Origin of the sequence: Sutcliffiella halmapala, from assembly GCF_002019665.1 — a bacterium.
GTDB lineage: Bacteria > Bacillota > Bacilli > Bacillales > Bacillaceae_I > Sutcliffiella_A > Sutcliffiella_A halmapala.
In genome coordinates this window covers 757,142-779,402 of record NZ_KV917375.1, presented here as the reverse complement: position 1 = coordinate 779,402, position 22,261 = coordinate 757,142, and the positions used below count along the sequence as shown (strand labels likewise).

Here is a 22,261-nt window from a genome sequence, read left to right as displayed (position 1 = left end):
TTGCCCACAATATCCCACCTAACTATAATCGCATCACATCAATTTTTAAAAAAAGAGTACAAGTATAACGAATATGGGAACCAAATTGTTCTTCCTAAGGCCCTAGTTCACTATACTTGGCACTCCATTCTAAACTTGTGTGAAATTAAATTTACTGTTCCATAATGCCTTTTACTTTCTCTCTAAATGCCGCTAATTCTTCATCAACATCTGCTCCACCAACATTAATTCTTTCAAGTGAATTGATTAATTCTTGGCCAATTGCTTCCCATTCAGGAATTTGCGGTGAACCCTTAGTATTCTCCAACTGCTCACCAAAAGTAGCTAACATAGGATTATCTTTTAACACTGGGTCTTCCCACGCTTCTACACGAGAAGGCAGTGTGTTAGAAAGCTCTAACCATTCTAATTGTGTATCTACTTCATTTATATAGGAGATAAATTCAAGTGCTTCGTCCACTTTACTTGAATTGTGGAAAATAGAGAAAGTTGCTCCACCAATACTAGATGTATTCGTTTCTTTCCCTGGTAAAACAGCCACAGACCATTGACCATCTAAGTCAGGTGCTTGATCATTTAGAATATTTATCATCCATGGTCCACTTAAAAACATTGGCTTTACACCGTCTTTAAACGTTTGAACAATGTCCATTCCCTTACGTGTAGTACTTAAACCATCTCTGAAAAAGCTATGATAATACTCAATTGCCTCCGTAAATTCTGGACTATCAAGATTAAGCTCTCCAGTCTCTTCATTTACGTCAAACCCGTTTTGCCATGCAAAAATAAATGGAACAATTTTATCATTTTGATCAATATCAAGACCAAAATACTCATCGCCACGATTAGATAATTTTGTCGCAGCATCCGTTAACTCTTCCCACGTTGCAGGTGGTTCACTATATCCAACTTCCTCAAGTAAATCTGTACGATAGTATAACAACCTAGTTTCTACATACCAAGGAATACCAACAATTTTATCTTCAAATTGCATGGTATCGGCAGCTCCACTAAAGTAATTCTCAGGAGCAAAATCAGGATATTCTTCTAAATGTGGTGTTAAATCTAGCAATGCTCCTGCGTCAGCAAACTCAGACACCCAAGTTGTCCCAAGTTGCAATACATCAGGACCTTTTTTAGATGCTACAGCAGTTAATAGCTTATCATGTGCTTGATCCCAAGGAATCGCTTGAACGCTTACTTTAATATCAGGATTTTCTTCCTCAAACTTCTTTGTTAGTTCAGCTAGCCGCTTTCCTTCTTCTCCCATTGCCCATACTGTTAGAGTGTCCTTGTCACTTCCACCACACCCAGCTAATAGTAAAGAAAATGATAATACTGAAATGATAAGAAATACTAAAGATGTTTTCTTCATAATAACAATCTCCCCCTTAATTTTTTTGAACTACTGTTCTTTTGAATTGTCTACTATTATCCTTTACCAAAAAACATAGAAAAATCACTTGGATAATAAACACTATAAAAAGATTAACGCCAATTGAAACGTTTCGATGATTTGATTATAGTCCTTTTTGTATACGGTTGCAACTTCTATTAATTAAATATTTAAACCAATAAGAAAACATTAATAAAAAAAGAAGCTACCTTTTACTACCTCGGTAAGCTTCTTTTCCACATGCTATTCCTCATATATCATTTTTCTCGTCATCCCACCATCTACCACTAGATTAATTCCTGTAACAAAATCATTATCACTATCCGTTAAATACAAGCAGGCTTTCGCGATATCTGCAGGTTTTCCCACTCTATTTGCGAGATGTTGTTTATGATCCTGCTCTCTTAATTCTGAGTAATCCCCGGTTTCAATCCAGCCTGGGGAGATTGCATTAACCTTTATTTCATCCTCACTTAGAGACGCTGCAAGTGCATGGGTAAGTGCGACAATACCACCTTTTGAAGCAGCATACGCTTCTGAGTTAGGTTCTGACATCGCTGCACGAGTCGAAGCAATATTGACAATAGAGCCACCATTTTTATTTTGCCTCATATGCTTCGCCGCTTCCCTTGCACACAAAAACACACTTCTAAGATTTGTTTGAATTACATCATCCCAGTCTTCTAAAGTTAGTTCATAAAGAGAAGTGAATTTAGTTTTCCCAGCATTATTAATTAACACATCGATCTTTTGAAATTGGTGAATCGTTTCGTTAATCAGATTTACAATATCTAATTCTTTCCTTACATCGGTTTGAATGAAAAGAGCTTTGCCGCCCATTGCTTCAATTTCTTTCTCAACTGCTATTCCCGTTAATTTCTCTAAATCTGCTAGGACTACCTTCGCCCCTCTTCTTGCATATTCCATTGCAATACCTTTTCCAATTCCATTAGCTGCACCAGTAACAATTACCACTTTATTATTAAATTTCATATAACTCTCCTCTTATATTAGTAAAGTAAAACCCTTAAGCTACAATCTTACTTCAAACCTTTATAAGCAAGGGCTTTACGGAATCCTCTATAAATTTCTATTACCGCAAATAATAAGAAAGTAAAGACAGCCACAGCGTATACCCAACCAAGCCATGCGTCAGATGTGGTATTAAACAATTCATTTTGGAACCTAATAAATGATTCGTTGATTAACTGATCATTACTAATAATGACAATAAAAACAATCGATGATACTACTTGCAGGACAGCATTAAGAATCGCTATTCCCATCGTCCATTGAGCTTTTACCTGCTTACAAATCGCAGTGATTACCTCAAGCCCAATTACTATTACCACCAAGAGCCAATAAGAATGCAACACCTCTTGATTAAAGGTTGGAGTTACAAATTCTAGTCCTCCTTGTCCCTTTTGATACACACCAATTAAATGTGCCGCATTAAAATAAACCGTAGCCCATATCGCTGTCCATATAAGGCTAAAAAATACTTCGCCTTTAGGAATTGCCTTTTCCTTTGGAATATATTTAATTTCTTTCAAATCATCTGGAGTCCATTCCTTTAAACCAAGTAATGGCGAAAAATGATTTTTAGATTGATCCGTTCGTTCTAAAATAGCGAAAGTCACGGTTATCCAAAATAAAACTTGAATCATCGTACTCAACATCCACCATATTCCTCCACCAATTGCGTGCAAGATAACATTGAGGATCGCTACACCATCATAAGTAATAATGGCATCTGCTACTATAGAAATAAAAGCGATGATCATAGCTATTGGCAAAATCATTTTTATTAGACTAACATACACATCAAAATATTGAGGGCCGATGAGGTATCTTGGTTTATCTAGATATCCACTTGCAAGACTAGCGGGATTCCCTAGTTGCACAAGTGCAGTTTTTACATCTTGCTCCGAATAATCATCTGGTAGCATATCTTCAATAGTCGAACGAAGCTCAAGTGCTATATCTTCACGATTTTTTTCTGGAAGCCTTCTTGTTACTTCTTGAATATATAACTCAATTAGGTTCATTACTATCTCCTCCTTTTAATAAAAAACTAAGTTCTTGGGAAGTTTTTTCCCATTCTTCTTTCAAACTCTCGAAAATTTCTTTACCGTAATCACTCAATATATAATATTTCCGCGGCCTACTCTCTGTTGTATCCCAACTACTCGTTACTAGCTCTTGTTTTTCCAACCGACGAAGTAATGGATATAAGGTGCTTTGTTCAATCGTAATGCCACTGCTTTCTAATCGCTGGACAAGGGAATAACCGTATTGTGGAGATTGTAATTGGCTTAGTACAGCTAAGGTCAAGGTTCCTCTTCTTAACTCTGTCGTTAAGGAATTTAGTAAATTACTCATTCTTTCACCTCATTTACTACAAAATTGGCTTTGTTTTTTACTATATGTTGTATACTATGTATCATACAGTATTATGTTCTTAACATCAATATTTTTTTCATAACATTACATTTCCCTTTATATCGAAACAAAGGACATGCCGATTTATATTGGCATGTCCTTTGTTAGTATTAGTTCTTTCATTCACGGAAAATACTTATCTTTTACTTGGCAGTATTAAAAGGCGATGGATTCTGTAAGAGGACTTGTAAAGGTAGGCTGTAATCTGTGCAGAGGCTTAAAAACTTCACGAAGAGGGACACAGTATTCTTTCCATCCATAGGCACTAAGCTATTTGTCTATCCACTTTACCCCGCTATCGACATCACCTTTTTCAAATACTTAGAATTTAGTTGCTGAAATCGATTACGAATAGCTTTATTTTTTGAATGAACCACTTCCTGCATTTTGCCTTGATTGCTTAAGAAAGAATCAAGCTGCCCTTCATAGATTAAACGAAATTCCTCACATTCAATTAATTCAGTAGGTTTTACTAGACTAGCTGGCTTCCTATTCACTTTAATCCCACCATTATTTAAAACTGTCGCAACAAATTCCGAGCAGAAAAAAGCGTTCTTTCGTTCAATCTGCCTATTAAAAACGAAGCCGAACAATCCAATGAAATTGTATTTATAAGTATGCTGCTGGCTTTCAATAGCTTGGACTAGTGCTAGCATACGTTCGTACTCATTCGCTGAAACCTTTCGGCTATAAATCGCACATGGTGCTTGCTGAAAGATCCTGTCTGTTAAATTTTCTTTTACAAACCCTCCGATAAATGGATTGTTCATTTTTTTTCTACCAAAACTATAAGGTGAGTCTAATTCTTTGTTAAAAGCGATTGATGCATGATTATAAGAATCCTTTGTAAACATTTTAATCATCCTTGTAAGCATGGATCCCGTATCAGTAAGAATAATATATACTTCCATTTATAATTCTCCTCTCCAAAAAAAACAACGTACTCTCTCTATTGAGCATCCAACTAACATCTGTCTCTATCATCACATAAAACAAGTTAAATTTGGATAGTCGTGGGATATATTTTTCACTAAGCCTCAAGTTGTATTGTTTTTATGACCCTGTTAAAGTGTAGGATTAATATTTAGGTTCCTAGCTGTTGATTGGAGCACGAGGAGAAGACTCGTACTCCAATCAACGGCGGTGTTTAAAAGGGCTAACAACCACAAAAAAGAAGCTGCACCTAATTCTTCAGGTACAACTTCCATCAAATTCACTATTCGTCCGGAGACTTATACTTACATTTATTTTTTATAGGATTTCAGAAGAAACCTTTGGCTTACGAACAAAACTCATGATTCCAGCAATTAAGAAAAGAATAGCTGGAAGAAAACCGAATCCAATTGTTCCTACTCCGATAACTAGAGCTGCAAGAATAAACATGATTCCAGCTAAGACTGGTTTTTTATTCCCTTTAATAGTAAAAATCCCAACTAGTCCTAATACAACGGTAATAATTCCTAGTATTATTAGGAATGGTCCTACGGATTCTATTAATCCCAGAATTGCACCAGCATCAATATCTGCCATATTAGGATCATTTATTAATTCTTGACCTAATTCCTCTTGAATTTCTGGATCACTCATAAATACATTAACGATTACTCCACCAATTGCAAAGAACCCACTTAATACAACACCTATAATTGCTAAAGCTATCTCCCCAGTACGTTTCAAACTATTTCCTCCTCGTATTATATGTTTATGCCACAGAATAAAATCTTAAGTATTCCTATCAAAATATGAATGGCAAACTCTCATACAATTCAAAATTTTAGCATACCCCTCTTTGGAAAAACAAGAGATTTTTCTTAATATAATACTTAAATGGAAAAAATAACAATACAAATCACTCTATAACAATTATGCTAGATTTACTCATTTATTCCCCTAATAATAAAGTACTTCGATTTTATGGCATTTTGTACATTTTACAAAGTAGGAGTCCCCACAAAAATGGTGGTCACATGTTTGTTGTAGTTCTTCAATGTGTTGTTGTAGTATCTTCACACGTGCATGAAGTTCATTTATTTCTTGCTGAAGTTGTTCAATCATTGGTATCACTCCTCTATTATCGATAAAGGTTACTACCGCCATCTTGAAACTGTCTTGCTTTCTCTTTCATCCCTTGTTCAATGGCACCTTTTGTATCAAGTTTATGCTCTTTTGCATAGTCTCGAATATCTTGAGAAATCCTCATGCTACAAAACTTCGGACCACACATCGAGCAAAAGTGAGCAGTCTTCGCTCCCTCAGCAGGAAGGGTTTCATCATGGTAAGCAATCGCTCGTTCAGGATCAAGTGATAAATTGAATTGATCCCTCCAACGAAATTCAAACCGAGCCTTTGAGAGTGCATCATCTCTTTTTTGTGCCCCCGGATGTCCTTTTGCCAAGTCCGCTGCATGAGCAGCAATTTTGTACGTAATAACTCCAGTTCGTACATCCTCTTTATTAGGTAAGCCAAGATGCTCTTTAGGCGTGACATAGCAAAGCATTGCTGTTCCATACCAGCCAATCATCGCTGCCCCGATGGCAGAGGTGATATGATCATAGCCAGGTGCAATATCGGTTGTTAATGGCCCAAGTGTATAGAAAGGGGCTTCCTTACATAACTCGAGTTGTTTATCCATGTTCTCTTTAATTAAATGCATTGGTACATGCCCGGGTCCCTCCACCATCACTTGTACATCATGCGCCCATGCGACTTGTGTTAATTCACCTAATGTTTCTAGTTCAGCAAACTGAGCCTCATCATTAGCATCAGCAATTGAACCTGGTCTCAGTCCATCGCCTAACGAAAAAGAAATATCGTACGTTTTCATAATCTCGCATATATCCTCAAAATGTGTATAGAGAAAATTTTCCTGATGATGATATAAGCACCACTGTGCCATAATAGAGCCACCCCGAGATACAATACCAGTTACACGCTTAGCTGTTAACGGAACATAACGCATGAGAACTCCAGCATGGATCGTGAAATAATCAACTCCTTGTTCTGCCTGCTCTATCAACGTATCCCGGTAAACTTCCCAGGTTAAATCTTCCGCTATTCCATTTACTTTTTCAAGAGCCTGATAGATTGGTACTGTTCCTACAGGGACTGGGGAGTTGCGAATAATCCATTCACGTGTTTTATGAATATCTTTTCCAGTAGAGAGGTCCATAATATTATCGGCACCCCAGCGTATGGCCCAAGTCATCTTCTCCACTTCATCCTCAATCGATGAAGTGACTGCAGAATTCCCAATATTCGCATTAATTTTCACATGGAAATTGCGTCCGATAATCATGGGTTCTGTCTCCGGGTGGTTGATATTGCTAGGAATAATTGCTCGTCCACTAGCAATTTCATTACGAACAAACTCAGGATCAACCTGCTCTCTGATCGCGACAAATTCCATTTCAGGAGTAATAATTCCTTTTCTTGCATAATGCAGCTGTGTTACGTTTTTTCCTTTTTTCGCACGAATCGGTTGATGATTTAAATAGGGGAATTCATTATACTTAACGCGTGGATCCAAATCATCTTTATAACCATTATCCTCGACTTTTATTTTACGACCAACATATGTCTCTACATCATTCCGCTCCATAATCCATTTTTCTCGAATTGATGGAAGACCTTTTGTTAAGTCGACTGAGTAATTAGGGTCTGTATAGGGGCCACTCGTATCATAAACACGGACGGGAGCGTTTTCTTCTTCTCCAAATACACCAGTGGTTTTAGATAAGTTAATTTCTCGCATTGGAACTTGTAGATCCTTGCGAGATCCTTTCATATAGACTTTCTTACTACCTGAAAAGCTTGACATAATTGATAGGTTTTTCTGAATTGTTGAAGTCATCATTCTCTCTCCTTTAATTTTTATAGATAAAGGACGAGATCAAGGTACATGAAAAGTATAGGGGAGTACAAATAAAAGCCGAGTCCAAATAAAATGGGCCCGGCTTATACTATGTAGAAGTAGTCAAAATAGACTTTGCTTAAGAGTCAACTTCCCTACGCTGGTATGAGCCAGATCAGGTCCGAAGGGTTAAAAGACTTCATCGCGTCTTTCTCTCAGCCCAACTTATTGGACACCCCTAGTTAATGCTATTGAATTGTCTTACTATTTAAATCCTATCACGTTCGAGATTGAATAATCAAGACATGATTTTTTTCTCTGCTTCCTCAATATTTCTAATACAAAGTTAGATTCATAATCTTTGTATTAGAAGTTAGAAATAGTCAACGATTTCTATCAAGATAGCAACCTGGGACATTTGGTCTAATCTGATAAAAAATTTTTCCATATTTACTTGACTTTAATAATGAAAATCATTATCATTTAATATGATATTGATATTCATTATCATTTAGTTTGTTGGTGAATTAGGGGGATTTATGAAGAAAATACTACTTACAATATTTGCAATATTATTATTAATTACAGGCTGTAGTGAATCATCCTCTGATGTAGAGAATATTGGTAAACAGCAAGGTGAGAATCACTATTCCATTACTGACTTAGCTGATCAAATAATTACGTTTCCGAGCGTTCCAGAACGAATTGCTGCCTTAAGTAATGGGGATATGGATATTATTTATGCATTAGGTGGAGAGCTTGTTGGTCGACCAAACTCAACAGATGAAATTGCTATTCCAGAAGCCAAAGATGTGGAGCAAATTGGTACAACTCACGAGATAGATTTAGAGAAGCTTACATTAGTGAGACCTGATGTTGTGCTAGGTAATGTACAAATGAATAGTAAAGATGTACCAACGATTCAAAGTCTTGGATCTCAAATGGTTTTAACACATGCTCAATCCGTTGAGGATATTAAAGCACAGGTTGAACTCTTTGGTAACATGCTGCAAAAGCAAGATAAAGCTATTGAAATTATCTCAACAATTGACCAAAAAATTACAGATGTAAAAAATACTGCTTCTAAGGAAAAAGTCCGTGTACTTCTCGTCTACGGAGCACCAGGTACTTATATGGCTGCCTTACCAAATTCTTTAAGTGGAAATCTTTTAGAACTGGCTGGGGCTGAAAACATAGCTAGCAATTTTCCTAGTTTAGAAGCTTACCCACAATATGCACAAATGAACACAGAACGTATCGTGGAAGCCAATCCACAATACATATTACTCATGAGCCATGGTAACCCTGAAGAAGTAAAAGTCGGATTTATGAAGGAAATGGAACAAAATGCAGCTTGGAATCAATTGGATGCAGTGAAAGAAGGGCGTGTGGAAGTCCTACCATCTAATTTATTTGGAACGAACCCTGGAACAAAAGTAATAGAAGCCCTTGATTTATTGGTTGAATTGTTTCAAGCGGTGAATGAGGAATCATGAATATAGAGCAACGATCAATAAGAAGAAAGCTGATAATAATTTTGTCACCAATCCTTCTTCTACTTGTAATTTTTTTCGGAATTACTTACGGATCTGTTCCCATTACCTTTAAAGAAATTTGGAAAGTTCTTTTTGGCCATGACCAATCCGTCTATCAAACAATCATTTTAGATTTACGACTCCCACGTGTCCTGATCGGCTTATTAGTCGGTGCTTGCTTAGCTGTTGCTGGGGGATTATTACAGGGTGTTATGAAAAATCCATTAGCAGATCCAGCTATTATAGGGGTCACTGCTGGTGGGGGATTAATGGCCAGTGCAACAATGCTCATCCTCCCTCAGTTTAGTTATTTACTTCCGATTTCCGCATTTATCGGTGCTTTTTTAACAGCAATGATCATTTATATACTTGCATGGGATAAAGGAGCTTCCCCACTGAAAATTATTTTAGCTGGAGTCGCGATTAATGCCCTGCTAGGTGCTATACAAAGTGGGATTATGGTCATTTACAGTGATCGTGTTCAGTCTATAATCCCTTGGCTTGCTGGCGGACTAAACGGAAGAAGTTGGTATCACCTAGAATTTATGGCGCCATATGCCATAGCAGGGTTACTACTCTCTCTATTTGCCATAAAACCTGCTAATCTCCTTCTATTAGGAGATGATTCTGCTAAACTACTAGGTCAAAGAGTTGAGCTTCAACGTTTTTTACTTATTTCACTCGCCGCTTTTTTAGCTGGTACAGCAGTGAGTGTCGCGGGATTAATCGGCTTTGTAGGACTTGTTGTCCCACATGCGATACGAATTTTAATCGGGGAAGATTATCGGTACCTATTGCCATTATCCGCAATTGGGGGGGCGATTCTAGTTGTTCTCGCTGATACAATTGCACGCTCATGGTTTGACCCTATTGAGCTACCAGTTGGTATTTTACTTGCCGTACTCGGTGCACCATTCTTTCTCTACTTGATAAAAAAACGGGGGTTGATGTGATGGTAAATGCAATCGAAACCGAACAACTCAGCTTACATGTTGGCTCCTTTCATTTAAATAATGTAGGAGTTGATATCCCAAAAGGTAAAATAACAGCCATTGTCGGGCCAAATGGATCAGGAAAATCTACCCTACTTAAGATCATTTCGCGTTTAGTCCAACAAGACGAAGGTGACGTTCGTATAGAAAACAAATCAACTAAGGAGTATAAGCCAAAAGAAATTGCTAAAACATTAGCAATGATGCCGCAATCCAAACAAGCTCTTCCCAACTTGACGATTCATGAACTTATATCCTATGGTCGTGCACCTTATAAAAAAATATTTGATCCACGTTCAAATATGGACGACAAAGAAGTGATTGACTGGGCAATGAGCATAACAGGAACGAAAAAACATGAAAATCGAATGTTTTATACTTTGTCAGGAGGTGAACAACAAAAAGTTCGAATTGCCTTAGCCCTTGCACAAAAATCAACTATACTTCTTCTTGATGAACCAACTACTTATTTAGATATCGCCCATCAGCTCGATGTGATGGAGTTGCTTGAAGAGATTAATCAGCAGCACGACATAACCGTTGTAATGGTTCTACATGAACTACAACAAGCTGCTGCTTACTGTGATTATTTAATTGCAATGAAAAACGGGCAAATTGTCACAACCGGTTCTCCTAAAGAAGTACTCACTGCTTCATTTTTAAAAGAGATCTATCATATTGAAGCAAAAGTAATATACGAGGATGACTATCCCTTGATTGTACCCGCTAAACGCAGTCGATCTATCTCTAAGTATAAGCAAGCACTATAACCTATTTCACCACAGATACACTGTTTATTTATAAATTTTACTAACACAAACAAATTATAAGGGGGAAAAAATGATGGTAATCGTAACAAACACTTCTAAAATTACAAAAGGCAATGGGGAAAAATTAATTGAGCGTTTCAACAAAGTTGGAAAGGTTGAATTCATGGACGGCTTCCTAGGCCTAGAAGTAATGATTACACAAAACACCCGTGAATACGATGAAGTAACAGTCGTTACTCGCTGGAATTCAAAAGAAGACTTCACCAACTGGACAAAAAGCGACGCCTTCAAAGCATCACATTCCAAACGCGAAATACCTGAATATATCATCGACAACAAAATCGCCTTCTACGACGTACTAGTAACAAGAAACCCGCTACAAGCTGCAGAACAAGACCTTGAGGTGCAAGCGCAATAATATTAGGTACCTGGCCCCATTTGGTTATAATAACCAAATGGGGCCAGGTGCTTTTTTTAGTTTAATTACATGATTATAGGGTGGGGTGCTGCCATTTTGGACGAATGTTGGTGGATTTCGGTCGAATCCATCCCCTTTTCGGACGAATGTTACTGGATATTGGACGAATCCAGCTCCATTTTGGACGAATGTTAGCGGATTTTGGACGAATCCATCTCCTTTTCGGATGAGTGTTAGTGGATTTCGGTCATATCCATCTCCATTTCGTATGTGTGTTAGTTGATTTCAGACGAATCCAGCTCCTTTTCGGATGAGTGTTAGCGGATTTCAGACGAATGCACCTTCATTTTGGGCGAATTCCAGTCATTTAGCGACCGGGACACTTGCTGATTACAGCATTTACTCGCGAATAACCAATTTCCCCCCTCGTTTAACAGCAATTTGCTCTCGTAAAGCTGTATTCCCTACAACTATGAGCAATTCACCTCTCCCTCCCCAACAAAAAAAGCCGCTCCCACCAAATGTCTAAGTGGATACGGCTAGATAGGTTAAGAAGAGCGCGGCGTTAGTTTCCCGTGGACGACAAGGCGTCCTTTATTTCGATCTATTTGGTAGTCGCAGGTTGAGAGGGTAATGATTTGATCCTCTGCTGAAACCGACACTGGAGAATCGAATACCGAGCGTGCTTGTAGTTCTTTTATGAAGTTCGCATAGTCGTTATCATGTTCAAATTCAGTTTCTATATAATAGAAATCTGTGGTCGTTACATATACGGAAAAAATCTCTACTTCATAGCTTTTATAAAGGGTATCATAGGAGAAGGTTGGATGTTCCTCATAAAAGTCTTGGGTTAGATACTTGCGCAAATTTCCGAACATGGTGCCATCCTTCATGCGATGACCATAGAGTATCGTATGTCGATCACGGTTCAATATATCATTCCGAAAATCCATGAATATGGAGCCTGCGCGTGATTGTTCATGGAGATAGTTCAGAGTTAAGTAGTAATCATTATCTTCAGCCTGTAAAATGGGATAATCAATTCTAGTATCATCAATGGTAATCCATGCGACAATATCCTCATTAATAGCTAGCAATGGTTGAAAAGAATCTCTTACTTTCCCTGGATCGCTTTCGTCCATTACGTCTACTTCTGAAACGTATACCTCCTGAATTTCCTCCAATACTTTTCTATTTTCATAGTATTCGAAGAAAATGACACTTAACTTATAAGAGGAGTAGCTAAAGACAGCGATACAAATTATCGTCATAAAACGTTGAAAAACAAGATTTTTTCCCGCTTTTTTTCTATTATTCTCGTTTGTTGGTTTCATTCTACCAGATCCTATCCTCACAAATCATTTGCCGTTAAATCCCTACTGGAACGACATATAAGCCGCTTGCCTCTTCTTTTTTTACTAGGACATTGACACCATAGATCTCTTTTACCGACTTGTCATGGATGATGTCCTCTGGTCTTCCATCCATAATAAGCTCCCCCTGCTTCATTACTAGTAAATAATCACTATAGCGAATGGCTTGATTCAAGTCATGTAATACCATTACAATCGTCACATTATGCTGTTGATTTAAGCCTTTTACAAGCTCTAGAATCTCGAATTGATGATACATATCTAAATAAGTAGTGGGTTCATCTAAAAAGAGAATCGGCGTTTTTTGCGCTAGAGACATGGCAATCCACACTCGTTGTCGTTCCCCACCAGAAAGCTCGTCTAAAGTAGCATGCCGTTTATCGAGTAAATTCGTACAGGTAATGGCCCATTCAATTGCTGCCTCGTCCTCTGCACTTTTCCCTTTAAATATACGTTTATGTGGTATCCGCCCATAGCTAATTAGCTTTTCCACAGTCATGTCAGAAGGAGCCTCATTGTGCTGATGCACTACCGCAAGCTTTTTCGCGAACTCTTTTGCAGAATACATTTGAATCATTTTTCCATCGATAATAACTTCGCCACTTTGTGGAACCAAATTGTTTGACATGACATTTAATAAGGTGGATTTTCCAGACCCATTTGGTCCAATAATCGTCGTGATCTTTCCATTTTGAATGGTCGTGGAAACTTCCTTTAAATGCGTCTTCTTTTGATTATAAGAAAAAGTTACCTTACTAATTTCCATTCACTTTGTCACTCCTTCTTAACAAAAAGATGAGAAATGGCCCACCGATAATGGACATTATAATCGATGCTGGAATTTCATTTGGGGCAATAATCGACCTTCCTAGCGTATCAGCGAGCAATAGCAACAATGCACCCGATAATGCAGTGAATGGTAGTAGCACTTTATAATCGGAGCCAACGAGTTGCCGTGATATATGGGGAATAAGTAACCCGATAAAGGCAATCAATCCGGCAATTGCTGTTGAAACCGCCGCTAATAACACTGCTATTGCAGAGACGAATAAACGAGAGCGCGCTACGGAAACGCCTAAATTTCGTGCTGTTTTATCTTGTAAAACAAGGAGATTACAGGATGCAAAAAGCAAGAAGGCGAGAATTAAGCCGATAGAGCCAAATGTCGTCATGATTTCTACGTCTCGCCACGTTTTCATGGCTAACGTCGAGGTCGTTGTTGGACTAATACTTGTCACCGTATAACTTCCTCTATAATTAAATGTATCACTCAAACCACTGAATACAGCATTAATGGCCACACCAACTAATATTAAACGAATCGGACTTAACCCAGATCTCCAAGATAAGCTATACACAAGAAAACAAGCTATTGCGCCCCCAATAAACGCAAATAACGGCGACCAAAAATATAATGTCGGGAAGAAACTAACAGCCAGAATTGATGTAAAGCCAGCACCGGATGAAATTCCTATAATCCCAGCATCAGCCAATGGATTTCGCATAACGGCTTGCAATAGGGCACCAGAGACAGCAAGCGCAGCTCCAGCAAACATTGCAATAATGATGCGGGGTAAACGTAAGTCTTTTACAACCTGAACTTCCTCATTTGTTCCACTTATGAGCCCTTGAATTAGCTCGCCAATACTTACTTTTATACTACCTGTTACAGCTGAATACCCTGCAACAAAGATTAACAAAAGAATGACAACGGTAAAACTAATCACTTTCTTTTTCATCGTATGAACCTTTCCTTCAGTTAATAGTGGTATTACGGATACAGCATTTTCACCAATTCATCCATTGCTTCCACAACAGACAGATTTCCGGTAGTGGGGAATAGTTCTTCCTCTAAATCGTACACACGATCATTTTTAACTGCATTAAAATGCTTCCAAATATCATTTGTTTGGAACTTTTCGTCGAACATTTTAATAACGTCCTCAGGCATCCCATGGGCAGCTCTTAAAATGACATCTGGATTTGCTTGCTGTAAATATTCTGTATTAGAAGCTAAATATTCGACCTCTTCACCTTGGACAATATTGATTCCTCCGGCACGCTTCACCAGATCTCCAATATAGGAATGCTCTGTCGCAACAAGATAGCTTCCCGGCACACCGAGCAAAATTAAAACAGTAGGTGCTCCCCTTTCAGCAACGTCTGATTCTATCTTCTCCAGCTGTGATTGTATCGAATGAACAAGCTCATTTGCGAGCTTTTCTCGATCATAGTTTTCTCCTAATCTACGAATCTCTTCTAACATACTATCTAAGCTTTGAAAATTAAGAAACGTAGCATCAAGGTTAACTCTCTCAAACACTTCCTCTAAATCGGTCTGTAGGGTAGTAACTGAGAAAACATCAGTTGGTGCTAGTGATTTTACGAGCTCCATATCAGGACTCATTGGATTCCCAACCTCCTGTACTCCTTCATAACGCTTCGGAATATCCTTATAGCTTGTCGGAATCCCAACAAGGTCAAGTTCTAGCGCATCAAAAATTTCCGTTGCGGCAACCGTTGTCGACACAAGCCTTAGCTCTTCTTCCACAGCTACTTCATTTTGCTCAGCAGCTTCTTTCTTTTCACTTTTTGTTTCATTTGCTGAACATCCGACTAAAAGAATAAATAGGATTGCCATAATATGTGTACTAATTAATTTTTTCATGGAGCTTGAAAACGCCTCCTTCCGATCTATTAACAGCTATACTAATCTAACATTCTATTTTTCCAAAAAGTAAAGGAAGTCTTGATACACCACCTATAAAGCGTGTATCAAGACTATTTAATCAAGCTATTCTTTACAATGTTCCAAAACGGTACTTACGAATTAACCATAATGAGGATCCCATTAACAATGCTAATAAAAGACCTATCATCGCCGTATCGGCAGTATTAGCGTTCTTTACTTCATTTTTCTTAGGCGTAGATGACTTGTCATTTTCATTCTTGTCAGAATCACGGTCATAGTTTAAGTCATCTTCTTTATCTGTTGGCTTTTCATTCTCATTTTTATCAGAGTCGTTATCTTTATCTGATCCATTATCTGGTTGCTCTGTTCCCGGATTTGGATTTGGATTTGGATTCGGATTTGGGATCTCATTTCCATCTTGATCCTTAATACTATCTAAATCAAATTGGAATTGAACATCATAGTAGTTGTCGTAATTGATTGCTGGTATCACCACATGAGTATAAGCATTCAGCTTCGTTGCTAAATCAGCCATTTCAAAACGTACAACTCGTTTGTTTGCAGATTCGTCAACTGAAACGACTTCCGCATTCATCAGCGTTCCATTTTGTTCCACTTGGAACTGCTTAATCCAATCGCTATTTTTCAGTGTCAAATCAATGTAGTGTTTTCCGTTTTCTACAACTAATGTTGCTGGTTTTTCTGTATAGTCGTCCATCACTGATAACTCGTTTGTCTTATTTTTCAAGACAGAAAAATCAATGGTGTACGTACCATCTGCTAAACCATTTTCTGGAGTTTCTTCCTCTGCTTCGATTTCAAACACACCATACACACTAAAATGCGAAACATCGGCTGTTACTGTACCTTTATCTTGATTAATGTTGCCCGGTTTAATAACTTCTGCTTTCTCACCGGACTCATTAACATAAATAACCTTTACATTCTTCCAGTTTTTCACTAGCTGTGTATCAACTGCAAACACCAAAGTTACCGGTTGAGCAAATTCAGTTATTTCTTGTTCACCAATTTTCACAGTAAAATCGTAAAGTTTACTTATTGCACCAGCCATTGCCTTTTCTTCATCGAATGTAAATGTAATAGTTTCTCCACTTTTTACTTTATCTTTAAATAGAGTAACTGGGAAAATAGCTGTTACATTTTCACCAATGGAAAGCGACAATTTCGCATCAGTATGAAGCTGTTTAATTATATCTGAGTTAATTTCGAATGCTGATACACCAGAGTAGACTAACTCATACGTTTTCTTTGCTTCATTGTACGTAAAGTTCTTTACATCCTGAATCACAAGCGATTTCTTACCGTCTTTCTCTACTACTGTTGGTGGAGTTACTTCTGGTTCGGTTGGTTGTTCTGGTTGCTCCTCCAACTCTGAAATGCTGTCCACATCAAAGGCGATACGGAATTTTTGCGTATTTCTGTAGTTCGCAGCTGGAACATACATATCTACTTCAGCATTAATAATTGAAGCAATATTAGACACCTCGTATTTCACGACACGAGTTAGGGTTGCTTCATCTTCACTAATAACCTCACCACTATGGAGTTCACCGTCGTTTTCTAGACGAACATCAGTTAAAAATTGGCCTGCTTTCTCTTTTATTGTTAGAGAAACAGATGTTTTGCCTTCTTTTACTTCTAATAATGCAGGATTTCCTAAGTAGCCTTGCATAGTAGAAGCTTTGTCTTCTGTAGCATGTAACGCATTAAATTCGATGTTATACATCCCATCCACTAATTCTGGTGATGTCGGTTCTTCCGTCTCCTCTTCCACCGCTTTTAAGCTTGAAGCATCGAATGAAAGCTGAACTGTATAATAATTGTTATAGTTTAATGCAGGAATTACTACATGTGTATACGCATCAAGCTTAGCTTCGATATTTTCTACTGGGAAACGTACCACTTTCGTGTTTGTTTCTGCATCTTCTGAAACAACCTCTGCATCAATAAATGCTCCATTTTGTTTCGTTTGGAAAAGTTGAATCCAATCGCTGTTTTTTAATGTAAGATCCACATATTTTACAGCTTCTTCTACAGTTAAAAGTGCTGGCTTTGCTGTATACCCATCCATTACGGACGTATCTGCTGAGCCATCTTTTAAGACATTGAAATCAATGGTGTATGTACCAATTGCGATTTCAGGGTCTTCCCCAGGTTCTGTTGGCTCTTCTGGATCAACGGGCACTTCTGGTTCTGTTGGTTCTTCCTCTTCCTCAACTGCAGTAATACTTTCAATATCAAATGCGATACGGAATTTCTGCGTATTGCTATAGTTTGCTGCTGGGACATACATATCTACCTCTGCTTTAATAACAGAAGTAATATCCGATAATTCATATTTCACGACACGGGTTAGGGCAGCTTCATCTTCGCTGATGACTTCACCACTATCAAACTCGCCGTTGTTTTCTAAGCGTACATCCGTGATAAACTGGCCTGCCTTCTCTTTAATTGTTAAAGAGACATTTGTTTTGCCATCCTTCACTTCTAATGTTGCCGGATTTCCTAAATAGCCTTGCATAGATGATGCTTTGTCTTCTGTTGCATGTAGGGCATTCAATTCAATTGTATATAGTCCATCTTCTAGTTCTAATACTGGAGTTTCTGGCTCGGTTGGTTCTGTTGGCTCTTCCTCAACAGCAGTAATACTTTCGATATCAAATGCGATACGGAACTTTTGCGTGTTGCGGTAATTAGCTGCTGGGACATACATATCTACTTCTGCATTTATCACAGATACAATATCCGATACTTGATACTTCACGACACGAGTTAGGGTAGCCTCATCTTCACTGATGACTTCTCCACTTTCAAACTCGCCGTTGTTTTTTAAGCGTAAATCCGTAATAAACTGGCCTGCCTTCTCTTTAATTGTTAAAGAGACATTTGTTTTGCCATCCTTCACTTCTAATGTTGCCGGATTTCCTAAATAGCCTTGCATAGATGATGCTTTATCTTCAGTTGCATGAAGGGCATTCAATTCAATTGTATATAAGCCATCTTCTAGTTCTAATACTGGAGTTTCTGGCTCGGTTGGTTCTGTTGGCTCTTCCTCAACCGCTGTAATACTTTCTACGTCAAATGCGATACGGAATTTTTGCGTGTTTCGGTAGTTAGCCGCAGGTACATACATATCTACTTCTGCATTGATCACAGAAGCAATATTAGATACTTCATATTTCACGACACGAGTTAAAGCCGCTTCGTCTTCACTGATGACTTCTCCACTATGGAATTCTCCGTTGTCTTGTAAGCGAATATCCGTGATAAAGTTTCCTGGCTTTTCAACTATTGGCAAGAGTACATACGTTTTACCAGCTTTCACTTCTAATGTTGCTGGATTTCCTAAGTAACTCTGCATAGATGATGCCTTATCCTCTGTTGCATGAAGCGCGTTCAAACCAATGGTGTATGTACCATCTCCTAATACAGGTGCTTCTGGTTCTGTTGGCTCTTCTGGATTTACCGGTTCTTCTGGCTCTGTTGGTTCCTCAATAGGTTCTTCTACGTTAACCTCTGTCAGACTTTCTGGATGAAATTTAAATTGAACCGTATATTTGCTGTCATAATTCAACATAGGAATGACAACATGTGTATACGCATCCAGTTTTCCAGATAAATCTTCCACTGGAAAACGAACGACGCGTTTATCAGCAGCGGTATCCTCTGATACAACCGTTGCATCTACAAAAGCTCCATTTTGCTTCGTTTGAAAAGTTTTTATCCAATCACTATTTTTCAACGTTAATTCCACAAAAAGCTTCTCATTTTCAACAAAAAGCTTTGCTGGCTTTTCTGTATAATCATCCATAACGGATTTATCTTCCGTTCCATCCTTTAACACAGTAAAACCAATCGTATATTCTCCATTTGCTAAACTACTATTCTCGTTTGCAGCAGCAATAGATGGTAGAAAAGTAGATAACAAGATCATCCATATTGATAAAATCGTTAGTGCTTTTGGCCATTTCTTTTTCACAAATTTCTTTCCCCTTTCGGATTTTGCTAGAAGCTTATTCACCTTGTACCTTCATTCTTTTCACTAAAAAGGCACCAGAAACGACAAGTAATAAAACAAATACAGAGATCATTGCAGTATCACTTGTTTCTGGATTCTCCGTAGTAGTTGTTTTGGAAGAATTTCCACTTGTTTGTTGGTCTGATGATGAATTGGAACCATTTGATGATGTAGCATTCGATGAATTTTCATTAGAAGAATTAGTTGTACCCCCAGCAAGACTTACTGTTTTAATGCTGTTGGTATCAAAAGAAAAACGAATCGTATAACCATGATCGTAATTAATATCCGCTACTGTTACATGAATCTTTGAAACTAGTGGGCTAGCTAAATTACTAACAGGGAATTGAACAACTCGTTTATCAGCTGCACTATCAGTACTAATCACGCTAACATCTGAAAATCCACCATTATTCGCTACTTTAAATTCTTTCACCCAAGAGCTATGATTGATTGTCATTTGCATCGTCATTTTCCCATTATTTACAGTAATCTTTGCAGGTTTTTCCCAATAATCATTTGCAATCGAAGCTGAATCATTATCTGAATGCAACACTGTATAATTAATGGTATATGTACCATCCGCAAGTTCTGTTGATCCATATGCTTCACTTGGAGTAATGGTCAAACTAAACAAACTCACCAATAAGACTCCAAGTAATAAATAGGTTCCTAGCTTTTTTTTCACTTACACTTCCTCCCTCATAACGATACTGATTATTATTATCAATTAAAAAAGTCAAAAAAATATAATGATAATAACAAACTAAATAAATAACGATTATCATTCTCAATTAAAGTCAAAATAAAAACATTCATTAAATATGAATGTGATTATCATTCTCAATTGAATGATAAAAAAATAATCTTCCATTACAGAAAATTTGCGACGTCAACCTGAATTTGGATAAAACGCTACACACCTTATCCCCCTCTCGACACTTGTAAAGCTTTTCCTTTAATACGGTTTAATCTTACCCCAAATCGAGAATCATTGTCAATTAGAATTAGGTAAAATGATTCATGTTTTTAATAGATTTAAATCATATCTCTTCATAAAGAAAGTTTTTCTGTTAATAAATAATTATTTCAAAAAAACAAAAACTTAGTTTGTTCACTGTACTAACTAAGTTTTTGGGTGTATAATGTCAATAAAGCGTTTTCAAATAGGGGAAGGAGAGTGAAAAGAGAGGGATAAAGTCTCTACTCTAAAATAATGATGAATAATAAAGCTTACATTTTGTTAATTACATTAGTGGCAACTCTAGGAGGTTTATTATTTGGCTATGATACAGCAGTTATATCAGGAGCTGAAGGCGCACTCCAGGCTTATTTTGCAGATAATTTAAACCTTTCATCTCTCGTACATGGATTAACCGTTTCAAGTGCTTTGATTGGTTGTATTATAGGTGGTCTATTATCAGGATATTGTTCTAACAGATTCGGAAGAAAACCAACGCTTATAATTGCAGCGCTTCTTTTCTTCGTTTCATCTCTCGGTTCCGCTTATCCTGAATTTTTATTCTTCACTAAAGGGGATCCAACCATTGCATTATTAATTACATTTAACCTATACAGAATTATCGGCGGTATTGGCGTCGGATTGGCCTCTGCCGTTTCCCCTATGTATATTGGAGAGATTGCACCTCCTTCAATAAGAGGACGTTTAGTCTCCCTCAATCAATTTGCTATTATCTTTGGAATGCTGGTCGTTTATTTTGTAAACTGGGGGATTTCAAAAGGACAAGCAGTCGAATGGATCAATGATATTGGCTGGCGCTATATGTTCCTATCAGAAGCGATTCCAGCACTTCTATTCTTAATTTTATTATTTGCGGTACCTGAAACACCAAGGTATCTTTTATCAACGAACCAAGATAAGAAAGCGCTTCATATACTTTCGAAGCTTTATGATAAAAAACTCGCTAAAGCTACCATGCTTGAAATAAAAAAATCCTATCAAGGTAAACACGGACAAGGAACTGGGAAACTATTTTCATTTGGCAAAAAAATCATCTTTATTGGTATTCTCTTGTCTATTTTCCAGCAATTTGTCGGAATCAACGTCGCACTCTATTATGCACCACGTATATTTGAAAGCTTAGGTGCAGCAAGAGATGCTTCTATGTTCCAAACGATAATTATGGGATTAGTAAATGTTATCTTCACTGTTATTGCCATCCTCACTGTTGATAAATTTGGCCGAAAGCCTTTATTAATCATTGGTTCCCTAGGAATGGCAATTGGAATGTTTGGTGTAGCAGGCATGGCTTTTTCAAATGTGATTGGTGTCGGTACATTAATTTTCATTATTATCTATACCGCTTCCTTTATGATGTCATGGGGACCAGTTGTTTGGGTCTTACTTTCAGAGATCTTTCCAAATAAAATTCGGGGACAGGCTATAGCAATTGCAGTTGCAGCGCAATGGACAGCTAACTATTTCATTTCATCAACCTATCCTATGATGATGGAGTATAGCGGAGGAGTAACCTATTCCTTTTATGCAATCATGAGTATTCTCTCCGCACTGTTTGTCTGGAAATTCATTCCTGAAACAAAAGGCAGATCGCTGGAGGAATTAGAAACTCTATGGACTAAATCAGAAAAAAAAAGCTATGAGTTGCCAATGGCGAAGTAAAAGCTTTGCTTAGAAAAATAACGCTCAGCTACGAGCGTTATTTTTGTATTTTAGGAGGAATTTTTCAACTAAATGCAAAAAAGACCACAAAATGTGGTCTTTTAAAGGAATAC

General features: G+C 37.6%; 19 protein-coding genes and 1 riboswitch. Of the genes, 5 read left to right on the top strand and 14 right to left on the bottom strand.

Features of this window, described 5'->3' with window-relative positions; all coding sequences use genetic code 11:
* Positions 1-151: 151 nt before the first annotated feature.
* The 8 genes from BK580_RS03550 to thiC form a co-directional block, all read right to left on the bottom strand.
* Positions 152-1,375 (bottom strand): sugar ABC transporter substrate-binding protein, encoded by a 1,224-nt coding sequence (locus tag BK580_RS03550; RefSeq protein WP_078379027.1) that lies wholly within the window; start codon positions 1,373-1,375, stop codon positions 152-154.
* A 264-nt stretch (positions 1,376-1,639) separates the two neighbouring features.
* A complete protein-coding gene (locus tag BK580_RS03545; protein ID WP_078379026.1) occupies positions 1,640-2,389 on the bottom strand; it encodes a glucose 1-dehydrogenase in 750 nt (249 codons plus the stop codon).
* Between the two features lie 47 nt (positions 2,390-2,436).
* The gene (locus tag BK580_RS03540) at positions 2,437-3,444 is read right to left on the bottom strand and encodes an HAAS signaling domain-containing protein (RefSeq protein ID WP_078379025.1); all 1,008 of its coding nucleotides are present in this window, start codon (positions 3,442-3,444) and stop codon (positions 2,437-2,439) included.
* Positions 3,431-3,778, bottom strand: a complete 348-nt coding sequence (locus tag BK580_RS03535; RefSeq protein ID WP_078379024.1) for a PadR family transcriptional regulator — start codon at positions 3,776-3,778, stop codon at positions 3,431-3,433. The genes BK580_RS03540 and BK580_RS03535 overlap by 14 nt, the downstream gene beginning before the upstream one ends.
* 347 nt (positions 3,779-4,125) lie before the next feature.
* Positions 4,126-4,749, bottom strand: a complete 624-nt coding sequence (locus BK580_RS03530; protein ID WP_139364833.1) for a hypothetical protein — start codon at positions 4,747-4,749, stop codon at positions 4,126-4,128.
* A gap of 340 nt (positions 4,750-5,089) precedes the next feature.
* Complete coding sequence (locus BK580_RS03525) at positions 5,090-5,515, bottom strand: DUF4064 domain-containing protein (RefSeq protein WP_078379023.1); 426 nt, start codon at positions 5,513-5,515, stop codon at positions 5,090-5,092.
* 213 nt (positions 5,516-5,728) lie between these two features.
* The gene (locus BK580_RS03520; protein WP_078379022.1) at positions 5,729-5,893 is read right to left on the bottom strand and encodes a serine protease; all 165 of its coding nucleotides are present in this window, start codon (positions 5,891-5,893) and stop codon (positions 5,729-5,731) included.
* A 16-nt stretch (positions 5,894-5,909) separates the two neighbouring features.
* Positions 5,910-7,688, bottom strand: a complete 1,779-nt coding sequence (gene thiC / locus BK580_RS03515) for a phosphomethylpyrimidine synthase ThiC (protein ID WP_328589088.1) — start codon at positions 7,686-7,688, stop codon at positions 5,910-5,912.
* Between the two features lie 135 nt (positions 7,689-7,823).
* Positions 7,824-7,938, bottom strand: a riboswitch (TPP riboswitch).
* A gap of 289 nt (positions 7,939-8,227) precedes the next feature.
* Between thiC and BK580_RS03510 the strand changes: the two genes are divergently transcribed.
* The 4 genes from BK580_RS03510 to isdG all read left to right on the top strand — a co-directional run bounded on the left by BK580_RS03510 (position 8,228) and on the right by isdG (position 11,403).
* A complete protein-coding gene (locus tag BK580_RS03510; RefSeq protein ID WP_078379020.1) occupies positions 8,228-9,184 on the top strand; it encodes an ABC transporter substrate-binding protein in 957 nt (318 codons plus the stop codon).
* A complete protein-coding gene (locus BK580_RS03505) occupies positions 9,181-10,176 on the top strand; it encodes a FecCD family ABC transporter permease (RefSeq protein ID WP_078379019.1) in 996 nt (331 codons plus the stop codon). The genes BK580_RS03510 and BK580_RS03505 overlap by 4 nt, the downstream gene beginning before the upstream one ends.
* Positions 10,176-10,985, top strand: coding sequence for an ABC transporter ATP-binding protein (locus BK580_RS03500; RefSeq protein ID WP_078379018.1), 810 nt, complete (start codon positions 10,176-10,178; stop codon positions 10,983-10,985). The genes BK580_RS03505 and BK580_RS03500 overlap by 1 nt, the downstream gene beginning before the upstream one ends.
* Before the next feature lie 73 nt (positions 10,986-11,058).
* On the top strand, positions 11,059-11,403 hold the full coding sequence (gene isdG, locus BK580_RS03495) for a heme oxygenase (RefSeq protein ID WP_078379017.1): 345 nt from the start codon (positions 11,059-11,061) through the stop codon (positions 11,401-11,403).
* Between the two features lie 548 nt (positions 11,404-11,951).
* Here isdG and srtB read toward each other — a convergent pair.
* From srtB to isdC, 6 genes are all read right to left on the bottom strand, one after another.
* The gene (gene srtB / locus BK580_RS03490) at positions 11,952-12,737 is read right to left on the bottom strand and encodes a class B sortase (protein WP_078379015.1); all 786 of its coding nucleotides are present in this window, start codon (positions 12,735-12,737) and stop codon (positions 11,952-11,954) included.
* Positions 12,738-12,771: 34 nt separating this feature from the next.
* Positions 12,772-13,542, bottom strand: a complete 771-nt coding sequence (locus BK580_RS03485; RefSeq protein WP_078379013.1) for an ABC transporter ATP-binding protein — start codon at positions 13,540-13,542, stop codon at positions 12,772-12,774.
* Positions 13,532-14,515: a FecCD family ABC transporter permease gene (locus BK580_RS03480; protein WP_078379011.1), complete on the bottom strand. Its 984-nt coding sequence runs from the start codon at positions 14,513-14,515 to the stop codon at positions 13,532-13,534. The genes BK580_RS03485 and BK580_RS03480 overlap by 11 nt, the downstream gene beginning before the upstream one ends.
* A gap of 32 nt (positions 14,516-14,547) precedes the next feature.
* Entirely contained in the window at positions 14,548-15,444 is an 897-nt protein-coding gene (gene isdE, locus BK580_RS03475; protein WP_078379010.1) for a heme ABC transporter substrate-binding protein IsdE, read from the bottom strand.
* A gap of 133 nt (positions 15,445-15,577) precedes the next feature.
* The gene (locus BK580_RS03470; protein WP_139364832.1) at positions 15,578-19,468 is read right to left on the bottom strand and encodes an NEAT domain-containing protein; all 3,891 of its coding nucleotides are present in this window, start codon (positions 19,466-19,468) and stop codon (positions 15,578-15,580) included.
* 34 nt (positions 19,469-19,502) lie between these two features.
* Positions 19,503-20,195, bottom strand: a complete 693-nt coding sequence (gene isdC, locus BK580_RS03465; protein ID WP_078379007.1) for a heme uptake protein IsdC — start codon at positions 20,193-20,195, stop codon at positions 19,503-19,505.
* Between the two features lie 528 nt (positions 20,196-20,723).
* Here isdC and xylE point away from each other — a divergent pair.
* The gene (gene xylE, locus BK580_RS03460) at positions 20,724-22,148 is read left to right on the top strand and encodes a D-xylose transporter XylE (protein WP_078379004.1); all 1,425 of its coding nucleotides are present in this window, start codon (positions 20,724-20,726) and stop codon (positions 22,146-22,148) included.
* Positions 22,149-22,261: the final 113 nt, after the last annotated feature.